8 protein-coding genes, 1 tRNA gene and 1 pseudogene are annotated in these 20005 nt (G+C 39.0%); 5 read left to right on the top strand and 5 right to left on the bottom strand.

Annotation, left to right across the window (positions count from 1 at the left end):
- Positions 1–194: 194 nt before the first annotated feature.
- The 3 genes from ACFIKB_RS07370 to ACFIKB_RS07360 form a co-directional block, all read right to left on the bottom strand.
- Positions 195–3068, bottom strand: a complete 2874-nt coding sequence (locus ACFIKB_RS07370; RefSeq protein WP_375653185.1) for an autotransporter outer membrane beta-barrel domain-containing protein — start codon at positions 3066–3068, stop codon at positions 195–197.
- A gap of 1153 nt (positions 3069–4221) precedes the next feature.
- On the bottom strand, positions 4222–7344 hold the full coding sequence (locus ACFIKB_RS07365) for an autotransporter outer membrane beta-barrel domain-containing protein (RefSeq protein ID WP_375653183.1): 3123 nt from the start codon (positions 7342–7344) through the stop codon (positions 4222–4224).
- A 675-nt stretch (positions 7345–8019) separates the two neighbouring features.
- Entirely contained in the window at positions 8020–14673 is a 6654-nt protein-coding gene (locus ACFIKB_RS07360) for an autotransporter outer membrane beta-barrel domain-containing protein (protein WP_375653180.1), read from the bottom strand.
- A gap of 197 nt (positions 14674–14870) precedes the next feature.
- On the opposite strand from ACFIKB_RS07360, the gene ACFIKB_RS07355 reads away from it, so the two are divergent.
- The 5 genes from ACFIKB_RS07355 (at position 14871) to ACFIKB_RS07335 (ending at position 18715) form a co-directional block, all read left to right on the top strand.
- On the top strand, positions 14871–15821 hold the full coding sequence (locus tag ACFIKB_RS07355) for a siderophore ABC transporter substrate-binding protein (RefSeq protein ID WP_375636428.1): 951 nt from the start codon (positions 14871–14873) through the stop codon (positions 15819–15821).
- Positions 15822–15923: 102 nt separating this feature from the next.
- Positions 15924–16880 carry an ABC transporter permease gene (locus ACFIKB_RS07350; protein ID WP_375653178.1) on the top strand — a complete coding sequence of 319 codons (957 nt, stop codon included), beginning with the start codon at positions 15924–15926 and terminating at the stop codon, positions 16878–16880.
- Positions 16873–17823, top strand: a complete 951-nt coding sequence (locus tag ACFIKB_RS07345; protein WP_375636425.1) for an iron chelate uptake ABC transporter family permease subunit — start codon at positions 16873–16875, stop codon at positions 17821–17823. The genes ACFIKB_RS07350 and ACFIKB_RS07345 overlap by 8 nt, the downstream gene beginning before the upstream one ends.
- Entirely contained in the window at positions 17820–18578 is a 759-nt protein-coding gene (locus tag ACFIKB_RS07340; protein ID WP_375636423.1) for an ABC transporter ATP-binding protein, read from the top strand. The genes ACFIKB_RS07345 and ACFIKB_RS07340 overlap by 4 nt, the downstream gene beginning before the upstream one ends.
- Before the next feature lie 63 nt (positions 18579–18641).
- Positions 18642–18715: transfer RNA gene (locus tag ACFIKB_RS07335), tRNA-Gln, on the top strand.
- Between the two features lie 171 nt (positions 18716–18886).
- Here the strand turns inward: ACFIKB_RS07335 and ACFIKB_RS07330 are convergent.
- Together ACFIKB_RS07330 and ACFIKB_RS07325 are read right to left on the bottom strand one after the other, a co-directional pair.
- Positions 18887–19705, bottom strand: a complete 819-nt coding sequence (locus ACFIKB_RS07330) for a DNA adenine methylase (RefSeq protein WP_375653176.1) — start codon at positions 19703–19705, stop codon at positions 18887–18889.
- A 142-nt stretch (positions 19706–19847) separates the two neighbouring features.
- Positions 19848–20005: pseudogene (locus ACFIKB_RS07325) on the bottom strand (late control protein); the annotation flags it as partial.

Below are 20005 nucleotides of genomic sequence, written 5' to 3'. Positions count from 1 at the left end.
ACTAAAGGAAGAAAAACAACATAAGAAGCAAGAACTGCAAACTAGAAAGCCTTATCTCGTTTCTAAAAAGAAACAAACTTGCTCATGCAAAAAACATTTTTTAAAAAAGCTTATTTTAAAAGTTGCAAACAAATAATAAAAAACCACAAGCTATGCTTGTGGCTTTTTAAACAACTTACCCCAAGATGATCATCCTAAAAACGATAGCGCAACCCACCAGAAAAACTGATCCCAGAAAAACCACCTTTGCTCAATTTATGCTGATAAACCAAGTCGCCATGAAGCGCAACTTTTTGAGACAAGCGAGCATTAAGACCTAATCCAGCCTCTAGAGAAGAACCAAAAGCCCCTAACTGGAAAGAATCTTTAAAGCGCACAGCTCTTTCTTTGCCAAAATCATGGGAAAAATGAATCTTTCCATAGAAAGAAACATCACGATCTTTTTCAGACGCAGTCAGAGTCTTCATCAAACGCCCCCCCATACGCACCACCAATTGATCCAGTTTATCCATATCAATATTAAAATTATCAATATCACGAGCCTCATTAAATTGAAGATGTTGATAAACAACCTGAACCTGTGGATCAAAAACAACACCTTCATATCCTGTGGCAATTTTCTGACCACTCATCAAGGAAACACTTAAAGGGTTACCCTTCAATGTTGCAGTCTTACCCCGAGCAGTTGTCAGAACATCTCCCTTAAACAGACCATAGGATAAAAGACCATCAACATAGAATCCTACATCATGCTGCATACTGCCATATACTGTAGCAGTCCATTTATCAAATGTACTTTTTTGGCTTTGTGCAACATCTTGAGGCTGTAGAGAAAGCTTTCCATAAGACCCCATAACCCCAAAGGATATAGTACTGTCAACATTCTCAACAGTTTGTAGCAAAACACCTGTCTCTAGCGCATAGTACCCTAGATCCCCTCCATAACCATATTCAAGCGCAGATAAATCTGAAACATAACGATAACTCCCACCATAGCCACGCAAAAATGAAGCAGGATTTTCACGAATTTCCAACATTCCACCCAAATTAGTCCGTACTGTCTCCAGCTGCTTATTTTGATTGCTAATATCTATCAAACCTACATGGAACAAACTATTTGGCAAAAGGAGATAAGTTGGTACCTGAGGAACAACAGATCTTACACCTCGTCGAGACGGAGAAACATTTTCAATTTTAGAAAGACTATCCGCAGAAGACACTGGAACAATATCCGCAGAAGATGCTGGAACAACATCCGCAGAAGGCGCTGGAACAACATCCGCAGAAGATTCTGGAACAACATCATCAGAAGATTCTGGAACAATATCCGCAGAAGATTCTGGAACAATATCCTCAAAAGAAGCATGTGCAGGAGGTGTACGTTTAGAAACCATAGGAGTACTTTTAGAAACATCAGATGTTTGAACATATTCATTTTCTAAACGAAAATTCCAAAATGCGCCTCCATTCAAAGCAAATTTCTGTTTAACATGCTCCTCCTCTCCAGTAGCACTTGGACCATAAGAACGAAGTACATATTTATAAGGGGCCCCCTCTAAGGCAACATACTGTCCATTCAGTTGAAAAGAGTCATACGATGCATCTCCATAAACTTGAATAATTGAAACACTATGCGCTTTTTTATTTTTTTCTTCTAAACCTCCCGCAACCCCTTGTATATGGACTATAGTTTTTCCCTTAACGTCACCATGAATGAGAAGCCGATCCGTTACTTGATGATCACTTGTATCACTAGGATTTAAACGTGCATTCAAATGAATCCAAGCATCACCAAAAGCCTGATAAACAATACCTGTTCCTTTTCCAATATAAAGCGTTTGATATGCATGATCAGTACTGGACTTTGTTTTTTCAAAAGTAATAGAACTATTAGAAAGCCTTACCGATGAAATAAATGAAACGCCTCTATAATTAGGATCTTGTAATTTTTTCTGTCTTGGTTGCAATAAAGCCCACTGTGAATTATTTCCCAAGATAAGATCGACTTTAGAACTGTTATCAACCTGAGTTTGACCGACAAGTGCAGAAGCATCAGCAACAACCTCTATAGAAGAGTGACGATCAGCCTTCAGCAACAAATCTCCAAAAAGCTTTGTTTCCTTTAAAAATATTTTAGACTTTCCAGATTGACTGCTATAAAGAGCTATACTATCTGGAACTAAAAAACGCGTTTTTCTCAAATCAACGCGCAATGATTCCCCCTCTGACGAGCCTTCTGATTCTGCCTTACCTTCAAAATGCATACCATAAAATGCATTACCTTTCACTGTAATATTGGAATCTCCAATATTAATCTGAGAACCTTTATTTCCCTGCAATAAAAGCCCATGAGCATCAGTAACATCAACAGAACCTTTCATAAACTCAATATAACCGTTTTCAGATATGTGAAAAGCTGCCTGACGGCCTGTATTCAGCCCTTGATCATCCTTGCCAGTACTACCCTTGCCGGTAATAGAAACACCCTCTAAAATAAAATACCCTTTTTCTCCTGCTTTAACCCCAACACTCCCTAGGCTAATTTGCGTATTCGTTAAATCAACTCTACTTTGAGATTTTCCTTCTGCAACAGCCCCCACTTTGATTGCATCAATTGATCCACCAGACATTACGATGAAACCACCTTGAGCTTCCACCCCCACTAAAACGCCACTCAAATTGGAAACACTCAGAGAGACTCCTGCCTGTTCTGATGCCTTTACTCCATATTTCCAAAAAATCTTTTCCGAATTATTCTTTTCATCCAAAATACCCTTAACAGTTATATTCTTGCCTTCAATAATTGTACCTTTCTTAGACGCCTCTATGGCTCCATAAACACCATTAATATTTTTATCCGTTAGTGAATAAACTTTATTATTAATTGCGTGCTCTCCACCATCAGAACACTGATAAAATGCTGCATTCTGATCACATGAAGACTGCTTTTTTCCAGAGGAAACTTGAGATTCAGCATTGTTTGCAAAAACATCAACATTGTGTGCAAAAAAAAGAAATGCTGTTGTAAAAGTACATAAGGAGAAACGATTTTTAAATATATTTACCATAATTACACCATAATTCCGCCCCACCACAGAGCAACGCATAACGCATCAAAATTTAATACGTTTTGATTTAAATACAGGAAGTTTATTAATATTTTTTGTATTTTATGTAAATATGAAATTAAAAAATTACTCAAAAATACAATCTAAATCTGTCGCTTTTACAAAGAATTTGCAAAAATATAACTGAAGAACGACAGAAAAATCACCTTCAAAGTTGTTATTCCAAAATAGCCTTAATCGGTTGACATGCATTAAAAACGCCTGCTTTAATTGCTGTCTAATCCCACCAAAACGGATATAATCAACCTCCTTACGATAGAGATATTATATTGAAACAATATGTATTTGTAAGCAGACAAAACATATACCAAAATTGAAAAACAAGAGTTTACATATACCTTTTTAGACATCTTCATGGCAAGACAGCCTAATAAAGAGTAGGAACGTGTAAAAATCAGTTCCTATTTTTACTATCTCCTTTTAATTCAACTTGACAATATTCAAAAACATTCAGAGCCATATTTTAAAAAGTGAAGATGACACATGACTTTATCTTTTTATTTATGCATTTAAAGAAAACACATTTTCCAAAAACAATATGTCATTATGTTTCTCATTCATCAGTTTTCTCAGATAACTCTCATTTTTTCCATCCCCATTTCACAAAAACAGCGGATATAATATAAAGTTCATCAGATATAGCCCTCATTGCGCTTGAGTATCTTCTTTTCCTTTGCCAATTTCTAATATTGTAAATCCTCTCCTCCTAAGGTAATTTCCAAAATTATATTGACTCCTTTCTTAGACGATTATCCACTTGCCAATCTTACATAATATGCAACGGAATGCTTTTTATAGGTTCATCATAAGAGCATTAAAAATATTTCAGCATCCTGAATTAAAAAATATCTTTATCAATCGACATATTATAAATAATATAATAATCACTCTGAAGTATGCGTTTTGAAACCATAACGTACAAACTCTTCAAAATTTTCAAAAAAATGAAAGAATTACAACCCAAAAGCATATCAAAGATATGCAAAGTCACACTCTCGTAAAAATGCTATAACACAAAATGAATAGAGAATGAGAAAAAGCCACAAGTTATACTTGTGGCTTTTTCAAAGATTAATCAGAAACAGCAACAACTCTAGAAATGATAACGCAAACCACCAGAGAAACTAGTTCCAGAAAAACCAGCTTTCGTTAGCTTGTGCTGATAAACCAAATCACCGTAAAGCGCAAAGTTTTGAGACAATTGGGCATTAAAACCTAATCCGGTTTCTAACGAAGAACCAAAAGAGCCTAGCTGAAAAGCATCTTTAAAATGCACAAATTGTTTTCCTTCAAAACCGTGAGCAAGATGAAGCTTGCCATAGAAAGAGACAACTTGAGCCTTATCAGTTGCGACCAGCCTCTTTGTTAAACGCCCTCCAACACGCCCTATCCACTGATGAAGCTTTCCCAGCTCAATATCAAAGCCATCCACATCAGGCACTTTATTAAATTGAAGATATTGATAAACAACTTGAACTTGCGGATCAAAAACAAAGCCGTCCTCCCCCACCATAAACGTTTTACCAGCAGTCAATGAAGCGCTTAAAGGATTTCCCTTTAATGTTGCCGTCTTGCCACGTGCAGTTGTTAGAACATCACCTTTAAACAAACCGTAAGACACAAGACCATCAACGTAAAAACCCGCATCATGCTGCATACCACCGTATGCTGTAACTGACCATTTATCAAATGTACTTTTTTGACTCTGCTCAACATTCAAAGGTTGCAAAGAAAATCTCTCGTAGGCCCCGATAATTCCAAAAGAAGTGGAACCATACATATTTTCGATTGCTTTCAGCAAAACACCTGCCTCTATGGCATTATAATCAAGCTCGCCGCCATAACCATATTCAAGCGCGGAAAGATTTGAAGTATAACGATGATTGCCGCCATAACCGCTCACAAAAAAGAAAGGATTTTCACGACTTTCTAACAAACCCCCAGAAGGAATTCGTAAAGCTTCTAATCGCTTATTTTGATTGCTCACATTCATCAAACCAATATGGCGTAAGGCATTAGGCAAAAGGAGATAAGTCGGAACCTGCGGAACAACAGCCTTAACTCCCGGCTTAGGATGAGGCTCCGGAGAAGGTGCTGGAGAAGGTTCTGGTCCTGGAATTGGGTCAGGAAAAGGCTTCGGAGCAGGATCTGGTTTAGGTTTAACATCAGAATCTATAGATCTACTTTCAAGGCGAAAATCCCAAAATTCTCCGTTCCCTTCAACTAATCTTTGATCCATGTTTGCTTTTCCTAAATGAGACCTTGGACCATAACTATAAAGCTTATACTGATAAGGTAATTTATCTAATGCTACATAACCACCTTCCAACTGAAAAGAATCTTGCTCTGCTTGTCCAGAAACCTGAATGACTGAAATACCTTCATCATTTCCTCCCCTTCCCGTGTATCCTCCTGGACTTCCTGAAACTCCATGCACTTGGAGCTTTGTTTTTCCCGAAACATCACCATGAATTAAAACACGATCAGTCTTTTGATGATCAAGAGCACCACCACTATTCAAGTATGTATTAAGGGAAATAGAGGCACCGTCCCGTGCTCTATAAACTTCACCCTTTCCCTTTCCAATACGAAGGGTTTGATAATCATCAGCAGAAGAAGATTCATGTCTTTTAAAATTAATAGAGCTCTCACCCATAAGACTAACGAGTGAAACAGAAGAATCATGGGCAGCCTCATGTTGATCTTTTTTCAACGGTTGTTGTAAAATCCATTTAGAACGGCCTCCCAAATAAAGTTCGGCATTAGAATTTTTATCAACATGTGTGCGACCTTCAAGAGTAGAAGCATCAGCCAAAACTGTTATAGAAGCACCTTCCTCAGCTTTTAATAAAAAATTCCCTGAACGAAGAGTGCTGTGCACCAACCCCACCGCACCAGAAATAATGTTTCTACCATAAAGAGCCGCATCGTCTAAAACAGAAAACTCTGTTTTATCCAAATTAACAACTTCTAATCGTGGTAAAGCTTTTTCTTCCTCTGATGAAACTTCTTCTTTTTTATCCCCACCTTCACTCCATGGCTTCTCTCCCCGCAAATAGATACCATAAGATCCCTTACCCTTTACAGTAACAGAAGAGGATTTCATATTAACTTCAGTCACAGGAATCTTTGAATCAGAATCTTCATTTGATAAATCTTTAACTTCCTGCAGAGGAATAGAATTGACTGTATTTTCTAATAATATGCCATGGACATCCATAGCACGAATAGTCGTACCCTCTAAATTAACAGCTGCCCCTGAATCCATATGCACAACCGCATGATCCTTGCCTTTGTCCGCCTTCCCAGTAATTTCAACATTCTCGAGATTTACTTTTCCACCTAACGTCGAAGAAACCCCATGGCTGTTCATAAAATCAACTGATCCACCTGACATCCAAATTTCTGAATGATCATAACTTAAAAGACTCGCATTCCCATTAGCGGTCTTAATTTCTGTATCTTCTAAAAGAACAAACGAGTTCTCTGCTGCATCAACACCCTCATGACTTTCCTTAATCTTTCCATTTTTTACCTCAATCACGCCATCACTCGCACGAAGGGCTATAACTGTATTTTTGATAATCGGATCTTCCAAAACAATCTTACCGCTCTCTAATACATGCACACCCACTAGAAAAGTTTTATCAGCAACTTGACTACGAACCGTTACATCCTCCCCACTAATCCTTGTGCCTATTCCTTTCACCGTTATAGCAGTAGGATCATCAGGATAGTTGGAAACGTTCTTATTTGTAATCCTATAAGATTTATTATCAATTTTAGACTCCCCGCAATTATCGCATATATAATACAACCCATTATAGTAATAAAACCCAGGATTCAAACCTCTTCCATCAGAGTCCTCATTTTTAACCGTATTATCTACATTATTCTTATGCCCATTCTCTCCAATCTCTCCAATCTCTCCACTCAGCTTACGATAATCGCTCCCCCCACGAATACCCTCATCGTTATTGCCAATAGGAGGATAATAATTATCCCCATTCTCTCCACTAAGAGGAAGCTTATGCTTATTACTCCCGCTAAGATGAGGAGAAGAATTAGCAGAGACAACTGGGATAACCTTTATAACATAAGGTTTACTATCCTTCTCCTCTGTAGCCGCATAAACTTCTCTTCCATTTTGGAACAAAGAGAGGATAGCTGTTGTACAAGCACACAAACATAGATGATTTCTAAAAACTTTAATCATAGTTCCCTCGAAACTTTTCTTCCCCTCTCATTAAAAATAAAAGCACCTGCAAAACATCCCATTGCACACCTCAAAACACGAAAAGTGTAACAAAAAGAACATGCCTCATGCTCATCTGAACTGTGCAATGAATTACCCCAATAGATTTGGCAGAAGCTCTACGCCAAAACCACCTATAAGAGAATAATTAACAATCACACTTTATAGGTGTATAATGCATTCTGTATTTCGTGTAAAGAAAAAATAAAATCAGTGCGTGCAATTAATTAAAAAAACAACTAAACCTTGTGAACTTTAAAAATTAATCCACAAGGAGATAAATAAAACAATGATTTAAATCAGTGGAAAACAAACTCTCAAAAACGAGTTTTAGAAAACATCAAATATTATATTAGATAATATCAATACAGTACCAAAAAGGATAACCTAACGCATACTGGACTGCTGAACGCTTAAAAAGCCGATAAAAGCAAGGCACTCTATCGCATCAGTAGCAGCATAAACTTTAAGAAAATTCGCTTTAGCGTAGAAAAGTGCTCTCATACATAAAACAAACTATGTCTTTTTTGCTCAATCAAGAAGATGAAAAGCTTTTAAGAGCAATACAAGTTGTTACAAAGAAAAAAGGCAGCACATTGTGCTGCCTTTTCTAAAAAGTACATACTGTACCTTATATTAAAACTGATAACGTATTCCTCCAGAAAAACTTGTTCCAGAAAAACCAGCCTTATTAAGCTTATGTTGATAGAGAACATCAGCATGCAGAGAGAACTGTGGCAACAATTTGGCATTAAAGCCTAACCCAGCCTCTAATGAAGAACCAAAAGCCCCTAACTTGAAAGCATCATTGAAATGCACAGACTGTTTTCCTTCAAAACCATGAGCAAGATAAAGCTTACCATAGAAAGCAACAGCATTCACGCCTTCAGAGCCTGTAGGAGTCTTGGTTAAGCGTCCACCAACACGTGCCACCCACTGATCAAGGTTACCCATTTCAATATCAAAATTGTCGATATCACGGGCTTTATTAAACTGGAGATGTTGATACACAACCTGAACCTGCGGATCAAAGACAAAACCCTTATATCCTGTAGCAATTGTCTGACCACCAGATAAGGAAACACTTAAAGGATTACCTTTCAATGTTGCTGTCTTACCCCGTGCAAGGGTGAGAACATCACCTTTGAACAGCCCATAGGATAAAAGACCATCAACATAGAAGCCAACATTATGCTGCATGCTACCATATACTGTAGCAGTCCATTTATCAAATGCACTCTTCTGACTTTGCTCAACATTCAAAGGCTGCAGAGAAAGTTTTCCATAAGTTCCCATAACACCAAAGGATATAGCGCTATCAGAATTTTCAATAGTTTGCAGCAGAACACCTGCCTCTACACCATTATAACTAAGATCGCCGTCATAACCATATTCAAGTGCGGACAGATCTGAAGCATAACGATAACTTCCACCATAGCCGCGTAAATATAAAGCAGGATTTTCACGAACGTCTACCATTCCTGTAGAAGTCATCCGCAACGTCTCCAATTGCTTATTTTGATTGCTAATATCCATCAAACCAGCGTGGAATACGCTATTAGGCAAGCTGAGATAAGTTGGAACCTGTGGAACAACAGACCTTACAAATTGTTCAGGAAGGGCAGCAGATCCCATAGACTTAACATACTGATTTTCTAGACGGAAGTTCCAAAACTCTCCACCATCCTTAACAAACTTCTGCTGAACATGCTCCTGTTTCGAAGTCGCTTTTGGAGCATAAGCACGAAGAGTGTATTTGTAAGGTGAGTTGCTCAGTGCAACATAATTGCCATCGAGTTGGAAAGAGTCTTTCTTCGCTTGACCATAGACCTGAACAACTGAAACACTGTGAGCAATCTTTCCATTCGCTTTAACAACTCCTACATTGCCCGCATCACCTCGTACATGTATTTTTGTTTTTCCAGAAACATCACCATGAACGACAAGTCGATCAGTGACTTGTTGATCACTCGGATCATGGGGATTCAAACGTGCATTGAGATGAATTACAGCATCACCCTGTGCCTCATAAACTGTGCCGTTCCCATTTCCAATATGGAGAGTCTGATATTTCCCTTCAGATTCGGAAGATCTAAAATCAATAGCACTATTTACAAGTCTCACAGAAGAAACGCATGAATCCACACATCCTGAATCTAGAGTACCCAAATTCTTCTGCGCACTTCTTTTTAGAACCCACTGTGAACTATTAGCCAAGTCTAATTTTGCATAAGAACTTTTATCAACGCGAACATCGCCTGTAACAATAGAGCTATCAACCGTAACTGATATATTAGAATCATTCTCGGCTTTTAATAATAAGTCACCAGCAAGAGTTGTTTTATTTTCTAATGAAACATGACCACCAGAATTATTACCATAGATAGCTATACCCTTTGCAACTTCAAAATCAGTTTTCTTCAACGAAACTGTTCCTGTTATGCCTATAGGTGTTTTCTCCTGTTTGGATACAGCACTCCACTTAACAACAACTGCTTCCTCAGTTGCTAAATCCTTACTTCGATTTTGTTGACTCTCTTCTTTCTGTGTTACTCCATCAAAATATATACCATAGGTTCCATCACCTTCTACTTTAACAGTAGAAGACTCGATATTTGCGCGATTCATAGTAGGACGAACCTCAGAAGATCTCCTTCTCCTAGAAGAACCGGCCTCAACCACATTATCACCAGAGTTCATAATCCACAAAGCACGAGAATCAGTAACAACATTTCCATTCTTAAAATCAATGGAAGCATTATCACTCAACAGAAAAGCTGCACGCTCTAAGTTCTCTATGGAATCTAACTTCCCTGTCGCTTTTTTCACATTAATGCTAACTTTGTCTAACTCTACGCTCCCCCCAGATTCTGACAACACTGCTACTCCCTTTGCCAAAGTAATAGCCCCAGAATCCATGGTTATCTTACCGCCTTGACTTGCCAGACCAGCTGCAACATCCCCCGTCACGTTAATTTTTGTATCCTTTAAATTAACAGATGATCCAGAACCAGCCAAAGCACCCACATAAAGCGCATTGACTGTCCCTCCAGTCATCTTAACCTTTCCGCCACTTTGCGCTTCAAGCCCAATCAAAGAAGATGTAATTGTTGATTTATTATCCAAAACAATCTCTGCTTTTTCTTCTGCAAGAACAGCACTCACAGCCTGTATTGCAGTCAAATCAACACTATTTTTACTATCAGAAGAATCTGCACCACTAATAGTAGCACCTTCTAATTTAACAACTGTATTACTCTTTGCATGCATAGAATGCTGAGTTCTCTCACTTGCATTCAGTGTAAGATTTGTCATTGTATGTGATCGACCATCACTACAAAAATAAGCACCTTGCAATCTTTCCGTACCATTTTCCCCCGTATTACTACACTGAGAAGAAACACCTTCCTGCTTTATACCATTGGCTGATACAGTCGCCACCATAGGCTTTTGCGATTCAGATCTAAGTGTGTCGGCTCCTTTATTATAAAGTAGAACACGCGCTACAGGTTTACCATCCATCTCCTTAGAGGCAGGCTTCCTTTGCTTAGATTTAATAGAATTAACTAGAGTAGAAGAAAGCTTAGGCTTTTTAGTTTTTCCAGAAGCAGCAGGCACTTCAGTCTTGACATTTTCCAACGAAGAAGATTGAGGAGCAGAAGATGAAGTCCGTTCTTCAGTTTCAGAAACTGGAGAAGTTCCAGTCAAAGAATCTAATTTCACATCAGAATTGCCTGTATCAGACCTTCCAAGTACAGAACTCTCCAGCGTAGAAGCTTGAGGAGCAGAAGATGAAGTCCGTTCTTCAGTTTCAGAAACTGAAGAAGTTCCAGTCAAAGGACCTAATTCCACATCAGAATCGCCTGTGTCAGACCTTCCAAGTACAGAACTCTCCAGCGTAGAAGGTTGAGGAGCAGAAGATATAACAGTCTGAGACGGAATTAATTCAACCTTTGTACTATTACCCTCTGTAATATTACCTCCTTCGTCCACTATATCATACCCCACATCATCAGATTCCGCACTTGAATTATCAAGAAGAGAAATACTTAAAGTTTCACTATTTCCATCTGTTAATCTATCTTCTGTTTCCGGTGATGGAGTACCACCTTCACTTACATCATTCACATCAACTGTATCAGTATCACTATGGGTCACTGTAGCATCTTCTACTTCATTCTGACTATCCGTTCTATTAGGAGAAGCAATAAAAGAAGTATCTACACTTCCATCAACAGTTTCCTCAGTTGGCAAAACACTTTGTGAAGCAGATAGAGTATTTCCTGAAACTTCAAAAGTTGGAGTAAGATTTCCAACAGATGCAGTAACTTGATCAGGTGCTAATGAAGAATCTAATTCTGAAGAACCATTTACCCCAGATACAGTGCCTTTACCTTCAGATGACGAAACATCAAAAACAACAGGCTTAATACTATTATGAGGTCCATGAGCTATACTAGCAGCTACATTTCGCCGCCCCTCACCATTTTCTAACTTACTTTCTAAGCTGAAAGTCCACAGTGTATCAGGACCATCTTCCAATTCTCCCAATTCTTCTGAATTCCTGGAAAATGTTATTGGACCAGACGCCCTAAGAATATATTGATAAGGAGATCCCTGCAATGTGACATATTCATTAGCAAGTTCAAAAGAATATTTTCGTGCCTCTCCATAAACTTGAATAATTGGAAGAGCGGCAGGTTTTTTTGTATTTTGCTCCCGTTCACCTTGATTTTGCACAGCTTGACGCTGAATTTTCTCTCCATCTTTTAGTTTTTCATTTAAAGTGGTGATGACAGAATTATCATTTACATACACCTTCGTTTTTCCAGTAACAGCGCCATAAACCAAAAGCTTATCAGACATAAGCTTAACGTTACCTGAATCACCAGAAACAAAATTCACATTGACATAAAGCCTAGCATCTCCTTCAGCATACAAACCGTTACCTAGATACGTACCTTCTCCATTTCCAAGTTGCAGTGTTTGATAACCTTCATCTGCACTTTTTGGAGGCAAAAATACAATACTACTATTTGTAAGATATACCGCCGAAAGATTTGAATCTATACGATGTCTATCTTTCTCCAATGGTTGATGATGAGTACTTTTTGTTAAATACAGTCCTGAACGAGACAAATAAAGCGCAGCTTTTGCATTCTCATCAACACGAGCTGCACCTATAATTGAAGATTCATGAGCGTGCACCAATAGACTAGAATGAGATTTAGCTTTTAAAAATAGATCACCCGAAAGAACGCTATTCTCTCCTAAAATGACAGCACCATTTAAATCACCACCATAAATAGCTATACCTTCTGGAATTTTAAGAGTAGTTCCTGTTAAAGAAACCATCTGCGCTGTACGACTATTGTCTTTATTTATTATGGTTCCTTCTGCATCTGTTTCTTCTGCAGCTTCTTTTTTTTCATCTTCTGTAACTGCCGTATCAAAATATATGCCATAAGAACCTTCTCCCGCTATTTGAATAGTTGACCTTTGAATATCAGCTTTAATCTTAAAATGACTTTCACTCTCCTTACCCGTTATATTCACTATATATTGCAAAGCGTCCTGATTAGATCTAGTCTTCCCTATAGTAGAGAGAGGAGTAACAAGAGCATCCTCCGTAGCGTGATAAGTATAATAGAGTCCATTCAGCTCAAGCATTTCATCTTCTGAATAAATATCACCACCATCCGTATCATCAATATGAAAACGACTTGCCAAAAGACCACCACTAAAACCACGATCATCTATCGGAGCGGTTGCAACCTCAATAGCACCATCAGTAACCCAAAGAGCAACTGCATCAGAGCCCTCAACTCTTCCTTTTTCAACAGAAATAAGACCTCCATCTGACAGGAAAATAAGATTTGAAGAACTTTCAGAATCATAATCAGAACTCTTTCGCCCAGTTATCCCCTTTCGACTGTTAATACGAACTCCTTCTAGTCTTACAATCCCTTTATATCCGGCAAAAACTCCCAAAGCACCTGTATCAAGATTAATTGACCCAGACTGCATCATTATTCCAGACCGGCCCTCACTTTTCAAACCAATCGCAACAGGATAAAAATCCACTCCATTTAGAAAAATAAACGAATCTTGATCAGAAGAAGCTCCTATCCCAGTATAATAGATTCCTCCACCCTTCATATGAATCCTTGAATCGCCTTGAGCATCAACCCCAACTATAAAGTCCTTAATATTTGAATTTTCTAGCTTAACTTTTGAACCAAGTGTTGCCAATATTCCTGCCCCCACTTTTGTATCAAGATAGCTATTGTAATCATCAGGCCTATTTTCTAAATCATCAGGATTACCGATGTTACTAGGATTTAAAATTACATAATTTTTTGGAACAGCTATCCCCCTAATAGACACAGTATCTAACTCAACAGTTGTACCTCGATCCGAAAACAAGACTTGTTTCTTACCCGATTTATACACCTCTTTCCGAATAACCTGTCCTGTGACATGCATAGCGTTATCACCAAACTCCAACACACCAATAGTACTTCTCTTTAGCTGATGATACCTCGTATCAAAACAGAGCACAGAGTTAAGGGACAAGAAACTCCCATCAGGACATGGACTTGCACCAGGAGCACCTTGGACAACACCAGGAGCAGGAGCACCGGGGACAGCACCAGGAGCAGGAGCACCGGGGACAGCACCAGGAACACCACCACCGCCAATGCCGCCAGGAACACCACCAACACCAACACCGCCAGGAACACCACCAACACCAACACCGCCAGGGACACCGCCAACACCAACACCGCCAGGGACACCGCCAACACCAACACCCCCAGGGACACCGCCAACACCAACACCGCCAGGGACACCGCCAACACCAACACCGCCAGGGACACCACCAACGCCAACACCGCCAGGGACACCGCCAACGCCAGCACCGCCAGCACCACCAGCACCGCCAGCACCACCAAGTCCACCAGCACCGCCAAGTCCACCAGCACCGCCAAGTCCGCCAGCACCACCAAGTCCACCAGCACCACCAAGTCCACCAGCACCACCAGCACCAGGAACGCCAGCGCCTGGGTCAGCGACTCGTGGTAAAGGAGGCGCAGGCAATTCTTCTTCTTTTTTAGGCGCAGGAGATGGTGATGAACCTCCGAAAGATGGTATCAGAGATGAAAATGAAGAAGGTAGTTTTGGAAATGATATGTCAAACCAACCAGCCGAAGCATCTACACCTTGCAAAAAGAAGAGAGCACTTGTTGTCAGTGCGTACAGACTTGTACGCTTTTTAAATACATTGGTCATATGTTAAACTTTCTAAATATGTTGCAAAAACACTAGAATTAAGTGAAAATGAGGTAAGTGAACAATTTGTAACATATGTTAGTCAACTTTACAACATAGTGTTATTTATTTACGCTTCATTTTGTGCATAAAAATACCAAAGTTAAGTTTTTAAGTGCGCAAACCCTTATAATATTAGATAAAAGGATAAAATTACGATGATAAAATATATGAAACGGATGACTTCTGTTTTACTGGTTGCAACCAGCTTTGCAACAGCTTTATGGACACAGACGAGTATTGCAAATACGAGTACTCAAACAAATGTAACAATTAATCATGTTTCAGGCACGACTCCTGTTCCCGCTTCTCCGCAAAAGGTTATTGTGTTTGATATTGCCTCTCTTGATAATATGAATCGCCTTGGTATCAAAGCGGTTATCGGTATTCCTGAAGGAAAAAAACCATCCTATCTGCAACAATTTGATGATGCAAAATATGAAAAAATTGGTACCCTTTTTGAACCCGATTATGAAAAAATTGCCACTCTTCAACCTGATTTGATTATCATTTCCTCCAGAACTCAAGCAAAATATAACGATTTATCCAAAATCGCTCCAACAATTGATCTAACTGTAGGAAATGAAAACTCTCTTGCAGATATTGAACGGAATGTGTCTATCCTTGGCAAAATTTTTGGCAAAGAAAAAGAAGCTGCAGCAGAAATTGCAAAACTCAATGAAACTTTAGCTGAAGTTCGTAAAAATACTAAAGGAAAAGGCCAAGGTCTTGTACTCATGACCTCTGGTGGAAAAATCAGTGCCTTAGGACCAAAATCACGTTTTGATATTTTGCATTCCGCTTTTGGAATTGCCCCAGCAACCGATAAACTCACTGTACAAAAACATGGACAGCTCATTTCTCCTGAATTTATTCTTGAGACAAATCCTGATTGGTTGTTGGTGATTGATCGGGATGCCGCAATTGGACGTGAAGGGCAATCTGCAGCACAATTGCTTAACAATGAGCTTGTTCACCGCACAACAGCAAGCAAACAAAATCAAATTATTTATTTGGACTCTTGGAGCTGGTATCGTGCAAGTGGTGGTTTAACGGGACTCATTGAAACCGCTAAGCAGATCAATGAAGCCTTTACAAAGAGCAAATAAGCGTACAAAAGAGCTTGCTTGCTATATAAATAAAATTTAAAAGCAGAGATTGTTTATTAAGCAGTCTTTGCTTTTTTAGGTTTTGTTAGAAAATGATTTAACGTGAAGAATTACTGGATAACCATAACACTTCTCATTCTCCTGTCTATCCTCAGCATTTTTGTTGGTTATTCTGATGTCACGCCTTCTGACCTTTTCGCAGCAGATCCCCATGCGTGGCTTATTTTTTGGCAAACACGTCTTCCTCGTACCATTGCAATCCTTTTAGTAGGTGCATCACTTGCACTTTCAGGTATGATTATGCAACTATTGACACGCAATCGCTTTGTCGAGCCATCAACCGCTGGAACTGTTGAATCTGCTTCCCTTGGCATTCTTTTCATTATGATTTTTCTGCCCGATATTTCTGTTTTAGGAAAAATGGTCGTTGCGACACTTTTTGCCATGACAGGCACTTTACTTTTTATGTTTTTATTGCGCCGCATTCCTCTAAAATCTGCTCTCATTGTACCCCTTACAGGGATTATGCTAAGCTATATTATTGGCTCTTTAACCAATGCCATTGCAGATTATGAAATGTTACTTCCCTCTCTTCAAGCTTACTTATTTGGCAGTTTTTCAATGGTTCTTGAAGGAAAATATGAGCTCTTATGGCTATCCCTTCCCCTTTGTATTCTCGCCTATTTCACTGCTGATCGCTTTACAGTTGCAAGTTTGGGAGAAGATTTAACCAATAACCTTGGATTGAATTATCGTGTTGTCATGTTTTTTGGTCTTTTTATTGTCGCCTCAATCACTGCTGTTGTTGTCTGTACAATTGGCCGTATTCCTTTTGTTGGACTCATTGTGCCCAACCTTGTGTCAAATTTCATGGGCGATAATATGCGCCGTACTGCTCCTTGGGTAGCCATCAGCGGTGCAGGATTGGTCTTGATTTGTGATCTTGTAGGACGAATAATTCATCCCTCTCTTGAAATTCCCATCAGCACTATGATGGGTGTAATCGGTAGTTTTATTTTTATGATACTGCTTTTACGCTGGAGAAAGCGTCTTGGATAGAAGAAAAAAAACAATATGTGTACTAACAACACTTATCATCATAGCATGTACTGTCATTAGTCTTTACATGACGTGGAATATCAATGTTTATACATGGACATTTCGTCTTACAAAACTTTCCTCTCTGCTTCTTATTGCCTATGCAATAAGCGTTTCTACGGTTTTATTTCAAACAATCGTTAATAACCGTCTTCTTACCCCTTCAATTATGGGATTTGATCAGCTTTATATTTTAATAAAGACTGTTCTGATATATTTTGTAGGCTCTCTTTCTTTGCCCTTTCTAAATGAAGAAGGACAACTCATTCTCGAAGCCCTCATTCTTATTCTTTTTTCAATAAGCCTTTTTCGCTGGCTCTTTTCAGGAAGCCTAAAAGGGCTTCATTTGACGCTTTTAATCGGTGTTGTTTTAGGCGGATTTTTTTTCAGTTTACGGATGTTTATGCAATTGCAACTAAATCCAGACCAAATGATGAATTTAACCGATATTATGTTTGCAAATTTTAATAAATTCAATACACCATTAATAAGCTTTGCCACAATCATTGTCTTCATTGTGAGTCTGATTGGATGGCATTCCCGTCATCTTCTTGATATTTTAGCTTTGGGACGTGAAAATGCCCTCAATCTTGGCGTTAATTACCACAAAAGTGCGACAGCTGTCCTTATTTTTGTTTCCATTCTCGTATCCATTTCTACCGCATTAGTCGGCCCCGTCACCTTTTTTGGACTGTTAGTTGCCAACCTTGCCTATGAACTTTCTCCTCAAGCAAAACACTGTGTTGTTGTGCCGATTGCAATATTATTAGCGATTATTTGTTTGGTGGGAGGACAATTTATTTTAGAACAAATTTTTCACATGGCAGGACGTTTAAGTTTTATCATTGAATTTTGTGGGGGTATTGTTTTCTTAATGTTACTGATGAAGGGAAAACTAAAATGATTGAGATCAATCATCTTTCCAAGGCTTACGGAGCACGATTGATTATCGATAATTTATGCCTTCATCTTCCCAAAGGGGGGATTATTTCTCTCATTGGGCCAAATGGTTCGGGAAAATCAACTCTTTTAATGCTGATAAGACGTCTTTTGTCATACCATAATGGTACAATTCATATCGATGGCTTTGATATTGATAAAATGCCCCACGATATTTTGGCTCAAAAACTCTCAATTCTGCGTCAAGATAATCCTTTATCCTTCCGTTTAACCGTGTACGATTTAGTAAGTTTCGGACGCTATCCTTATTCAAAAGGCTGGTATACACATGAAGATAAACAATTTATCGACAGTTCGCTACGCTATCTCGGCTTACAAGATTTAAAAGACCGTTTTTTAGATGAGCTTTCTGGCGGTCAGCGTCAACGCGCTTTTATAGCCATGGTTATCTGCCAAGATACTGATTATCTTCTCTTAGATGAACCATTAAACAATCTGGACATGAAACATGCCGTTTCTATGATGAAGCAGTTACGCCGCACAGCTGATGAACTGAAAAAAACCATTCTTATTGTTATGCACGATATTAATTTTGCCTCATCTTATTCAGATATGATTGTTGCACTGAAAAATGGCAAAGCAGCCTATTGTGGAACTCCCAAAGAAATTATGCAACCAGAAATTCTTAAAGACATTTATGATGTTGATATTCAAATCAAAACAATCAATGACATTCCTATCGCTCTTTATTATCGATAATCTAAAGATTTTTTGCGCTTGCCTACACTGTAGAATCTGCTAGAGATGATAAAATTGGCTTATTGGGGAATAGTTTAATGGTAGAACAGCGGACTCTGACTCCGTCAATCTTGGTTCGAATCCAAGTTCCCCAGCCAGTGTAGCTGTAGCTTGCCAGCGTGTAGCTTGCCAGCGGGTTTTGTATATTTTGACACTAGGTTTTGTACCAATTTATTTTTTTCAAAAGATTTTTAAGGGGTTCTCAAAGGGTCTTCAAAGGTCTTTCAAAGGTTATTTAAAGACCCTTTAATGCATCTTTTCTCTTCATCCTAAAGGTCGCAATTTGAGATGATGAGCTCTCGAGCAGCAGTCGGATTATTTGAACCACATGTATAAGATGTATTCACCTCTTTTATCTTAAATTGGTTAAAGGTTTTTCGGATCTCAGGCACATCATTGAGAGACAGAAGAAATTTTCCCTTTAATTGCGCAAGCAGTGTGGACATCGTCTGGTAATCCTCCCGCTTAAACAAATCCTTTCCATAATAATCCTCAACACCAAAATAAGGTGGATCAAGGTAAAACAAAGTGGTCGGCCGGTCATAGCGCCTGATAAACTCAGACCAGTCTAAATGTTCAATGGTCACACCCGCTAAGCGGCGGTATATAAGCTTTAATAAGCCTTCAAGTTTGAAACTGTTAAACCGTGCACCACGGTTAGGATCAACGCCAAATGTTCGTTTAGCCACCTGCCCAGCAAAACTCAACCGCTGGAGATATAAAAACCGCAAAGCCCGCTCTAAATCTGTAAGGGTCTTTGGATCTTGTAGAGCGAAACGCTGAAACGTCTCACGACTGCTTATCTGGAACTCCAACAGATCCATAAAAGGGTGATAATGGCGTTGCAACACCCGAAAAAAATTCACCACATCACCTGAGCGGTCATTGATGACTTCATATAAGGGAATCAATTTCCTCCTGAAGAATATTCCCCCCATTCCAACAAAAGGCTCAGCATAAGTGCGATGGGGAATGCCTTCAATGATTTTGATAATGGTCTTCGCCAACTTGATTTTGCCACCAACATAAGCAGCAGCTGGTTCCGTAGGATCAACAGATTTTAATGTTTCTTTACAAAGTGTATCCATAATTTTTTAACACTCTTTCATCTATATTAGCCATCTTCTCATTGCTTTAAGTGATAAGAAGTGGCTGCGATGTTAAGTTATGTTGCATCGGACGGGTGTGTTCGCAAAACTATCCCCGTTGGCTGGGCAACCAGCCCAGCCTCTATTCTTCGCTGTTTTCTTTTCCCTTGTTTGGTGCTTCGAGTGTAATTTCTGTAATGTATCCGCTTTGTTTCTCATAGCGGTGGGTGACGGTAGCGGCTTTCCATGGACCATTGATTTCGCCTCGAAACCCTTGCAACACTAGAGGTTGATCCGCCA

The sequence above is a fragment of the Bartonella sp. MR110HLJHH genome, assembly GCF_042194225.1.
Lineage (GTDB): Bacteria > Pseudomonadota > Alphaproteobacteria > Rhizobiales > Rhizobiaceae > Bartonella > Bartonella grahamii.
The sequence above is the reverse complement of the archived record's forward strand: the minus strand, read 5'-3'. Positions and strand labels throughout refer to the sequence as shown.